This is a genomic window from Allosphingosinicella sp., assembly GCF_036387215.1.
GTDB lineage: Bacteria > Pseudomonadota > Alphaproteobacteria > Sphingomonadales > Sphingomonadaceae > Allosphingosinicella.
This window is the reverse complement of record NZ_DASVUE010000017.1, coordinates 1-3,656: the sequence shown is the minus strand read 5'-3', so window position 1 is coordinate 3,656 and position 3,656 is coordinate 1. Positions and strand designations below refer to the sequence as shown.

The window sequence follows — 3,656 nt, the reverse complement described above, 5'->3', positions numbered from 1 at the left end:
GGTTGATGATCGAGGGGCTTGTCGCAGTCGCGCCACGGGCCGTAGGCTGGCGGCAGCCGGCGGCGTGCGACGGCCTCCTCCGCCGCCTGCAGCCGAAGCGCTCCGAGCATCGTCCAGCCGCGCCAATTGCCCTGCCAGTTCCTGAGCGACTGCATCGTATCGATCCGGGCCCAGCCGATACGCTGCCTCAACCCCGGATCCCGGGTGCGGCCTTCCAGCTCGATCATCGGCAGCAGCGCCGAGGCGCCGAGCCCCCGAAGATAGCAGGTGTCCAGATCGGCGCCGGCACCGCCGGCCTCCCGCGCATGGCGCACGTTCCATGCTGCGGCCATCCTTCCGAGATCCGCCACCGAGCAGAAGCCGAGGGCGATGAGCGAAGCTGCAAGATTGGCGTTGATCAGCCAGGAGCCGCTCTTCGACTTCCAGATCCGGTAGCAGATGAGGAACAGGCCGATGGCGACCAGCCCCATCCAGATGAGGGCGGCGATCCGGAGCCGGGTGAGCGAATAGGCCTCGATATAGTCGAACGTCCTCAGCATCGTAGAGGCGACGAGAAGGACGTTCTGAGCGATCCAGGCGTAGACGAGCCGGCGGATCAGGGGATTGGACGCCGTTTCCGAACCGGGCCTCAGCGTCACCAGCACGAACAGCGCCGCCAGGAGCGCGGTCGCGATCAGCGGATAGGCGCCGCGATGCGCATAAGCGGCGAGCGTCATCCCCTGAGGCAGCGGCGCGCCGCTCCAGAGGAAGGCGATGTCGAGCACGTTGTTCAGCGCGAACACCGCGTTGAAGGCGAGGAAAGAGAGCGTCAGCGACCGCATGCCGACCCCCGGCAAGGCGACGTCGGCGGAACCTTCCCTTTCCGCCAGGAGAAGCATGGGCCCTGGCCGAAGCACGCTCCAGACGATCGCCAGAACAACAAGCCAGAACAGGATGCGGGTGACGTAGAGGCCGCCGAAGAGGGAATTGAGGTCGATGCCGGCGAGAGCGCCGCCGATGAGCGGGTTGGCGACGGCGAACAGCGAGAGGAAGATCAGGCTTCCGAGCAGCGGCAGTGCAAGCACGTGCGAATTCCGCCACAGCCCCAGGGATCGCCGCGCACCCGCGGCCCGCACCCGGGACCAGTCGCGGAGGGGTGCGAGAGGCGCCCGCAGCCAGTGCCAGCCGAGACGCTGCGCCCAGCGCCAGCCGTCGTCGAAGCCGCGGGTGCGCGGAAGCAGGATCGCCAGGGTGAGCATGACGAGGAAGAGCCCCGTGACCAGCAGGCTCGGATCGTAGGCCGCGACGAGCCCGAAAACGCCTGCACCCGCGGCGGCTGCCCGGGCATCGCGATCGCGCACTATGTCGGGCCGCACGATCAGTGCGAAGGCGAGCAGGGACAGGAAGAAGAACCCCAGAGTGGTTCCGATCCGCTCCCAGTAGAAGAGGATATCGGCGAGCGCCATGAAGCCCAGTGCCGCAAGCGGCTTTTGGACGAAAGTGAACCGGCCCGGTGCCTGCCGCGCTTTCCCGATCTGCTCGACTGCTTCCATCTTCGTCTCCCTTCGGCTGGAGCCGCTGATGGCAGGCGGAAGTGAGGCCTTGATGGGAGGCCGGTGACGATGGAGCGGCGATCCTGTGCAGAAGCCGTGCAGGCCTTTTTCGAAGGCCCGGCGTTGCTCCGCTGCAACGTTCGCTGGTTAGGCTTTTGCTTACCCTCTTTCCGCGCAACCTCCGCGATCAGGCGACGTTTGACCGGCATGCCTCGCTTCTATTTCCACTTCGACGACGGAAGCTCCCGCAAGCAGGATCCGGAGGGCATCGTTCTCCCCGACGCGGAGGCCGCCTGGTACCAGGGCGTGCGCAATGCGCTGGAGGTGATCCATACCCAGTTCGGCAGCGGTACGGTCGCACCCGGCCAACGTTTCGAGGTGGAGGACGAGCATGGCGAACCGATCTGGGCGGTGCCATTCGAAGAAGTGGTCGGCCTCGCCGTCTGACGCCGGAGCCGGCAATGGCGGGTCTGCACTTTCGTCGCACCACGCAGGTTCGTCGCTCCCGCCGCCTCCTTCGCAGCAACCCCGTTGAGCGCAAGCTCCCACTGAATATGCGCGCAGTCGATCTCAGGGGGATTGACGATGAAGCGCATTGCGAAATGGATCGGTATCGGCCTTGCCGGCCTCCTCGCGCTGGTGGTGGCGGCGCTGGTCGGTGTCCTCGCGATCTCCGGCTATGTCATCGGCCGCAGCCATGAGGCGAAGGCCGAGACGCTCGAGCGCCCGAGCCCGCAGCTCCTTGCCGATGCTCCGCGCCAAGCCCGCATCCTCGGTTGCGTCGCCTGCCACGGCGGGGGTCTCAAGGGGCAGGTGATGTTCGACGCGCCCAACATCGCGAAAGTGACGGCGCCGAACCTCACCGAGGTTGCGGCGAAGGCGTCGGACCAGCAGCTTGCCGCCGCCATCCGCCAGGGCATCGGGCATGACGGGCGCGCCTTGTTCGTCATGCCCTCGCAGGAATATGCGCGGCTAAGCGACGGTGAGGTGGCGGCGCTGATCGCGTTCATCCGCAGCCAGCCCCGGGCCGCGGGCAACACGGACCGCCCGCACATCCGCGCTCTCGGACGGGTGGGAGTGGCGACGGGGAAATTCCGACCCTCTCGCGACCGCATCGAAGAATTCCTGACGACCGCGCCGATCGATCTCGGCCGACGCCATGCGGCGGGACGCCGGATCGCTGCCAATGCGTGCTCCGAATGCCACGGCCCCGCGCTTGGCGGCCAGGAGATGTTCGGCATGGCCCCGCCGGACCTGATGATCGCGGGCGCTTATGATTACGATCAGTTCCGGACGCTCCTGCGCACGGGGAAAACGCCCGGGGACAAGAAGCTCGGCCTGATGAAGGAGGTGGCCGAAAAGAACTTCGTCCACCTCACCGACGCCGAGATCAGGGCGCTCCACGATTATCTGCGCGCGCGGGCGGAAAAGCTCGGGAGCTGATCGCCAGCTCGCGCGTCAATCGCCGCCGAGCTTGCGGAGCCGGCCGACCGGAGGCGGAGTAAGCGGGTTCGCGGCTGCGATATAGGCCTCCAGCGCTTCGACATCCTGAGGGCCGTCCACCTGGTCCGTGCCTTCGGTGAAAAGCGTGAAGCTGTCGCCGCCGCCGGCGACGAAGCTGTTGACGGCAACGCGGTAGACGCGGCTGTCCTCGATCGGCTTTCCGTCCAGCCTCACATCCAGGACGCGCTGACCGGCAGGCCGCCGCAGATCGTAGGCGAACCCGAAATTGCTCGAGGGAAGCAGGAGGATCGGCTTCTCGGCAGTGTTCGTTCCGCTGTTGAACTGCTGCTCCAGGATCGCCTTCAGCTGCCGGCCGGTGTAGCTCCTGACGACGACGCTGTTCCCGAACGGATGCACGGCGAAGAGCTGCGCGAAGGTGACGCTTCCGTCCGGCCCCGGAACCAGATCCGTTCGAACGCCCGTGGAATTCATGAAGGCGACCTCCGCCCCCAGGGGCTTCGTTGCCGCAAGCTGGGCGTCGGCGATAAGGTTGCCGAGCACCCGCTCCCCCGAAGCGGACCTTGCTTCGGTGGCGGGAGCGGTGAGCCGGCCGACGACCCGGTCGGCAAGCGGCGCAGCAGCGGCGACATACCGCGCGACCAGCGCCGCCACCGCCGGCTC

The 3,656-nt window shown here is 67.1% G+C and carries 4 protein-coding genes; 2 read left to right on the top strand and 2 right to left on the bottom strand.

Features of this window, described 5'->3' with window-relative positions:
* On the bottom strand, positions 1-1,532 hold a 1,532-nt coding region (locus VF662_RS00615; protein ID WP_464136448.1), incomplete at its 3' end, for a DUF4153 domain-containing protein.
* A 207-nt stretch (positions 1,533-1,739) separates the two neighbouring features.
* Here VF662_RS00615 and VF662_RS00610 point away from each other — a divergent pair.
* Positions 1,740-1,979, top strand: coding sequence for a DUF6894 family protein (locus tag VF662_RS00610; RefSeq protein WP_464136445.1), 240 nt, complete (start codon positions 1,740-1,742; stop codon positions 1,977-1,979).
* Positions 1,980-2,117: 138 nt separating this feature from the next.
* Positions 2,118-2,975, top strand: coding sequence for a cytochrome c4 (locus tag VF662_RS00605; RefSeq protein WP_464136442.1), 858 nt, complete (start codon positions 2,118-2,120; stop codon positions 2,973-2,975).
* A 15-nt stretch (positions 2,976-2,990) separates the two neighbouring features.
* Here the strand turns inward: VF662_RS00605 and VF662_RS00600 are convergent.
* Positions 2,991-3,656, bottom strand: a 666-nt coding sequence (locus VF662_RS00600; protein ID WP_464136440.1) for a bifunctional metallophosphatase/5'-nucleotidase, incomplete at its 5' end; no start/stop codon positions are given.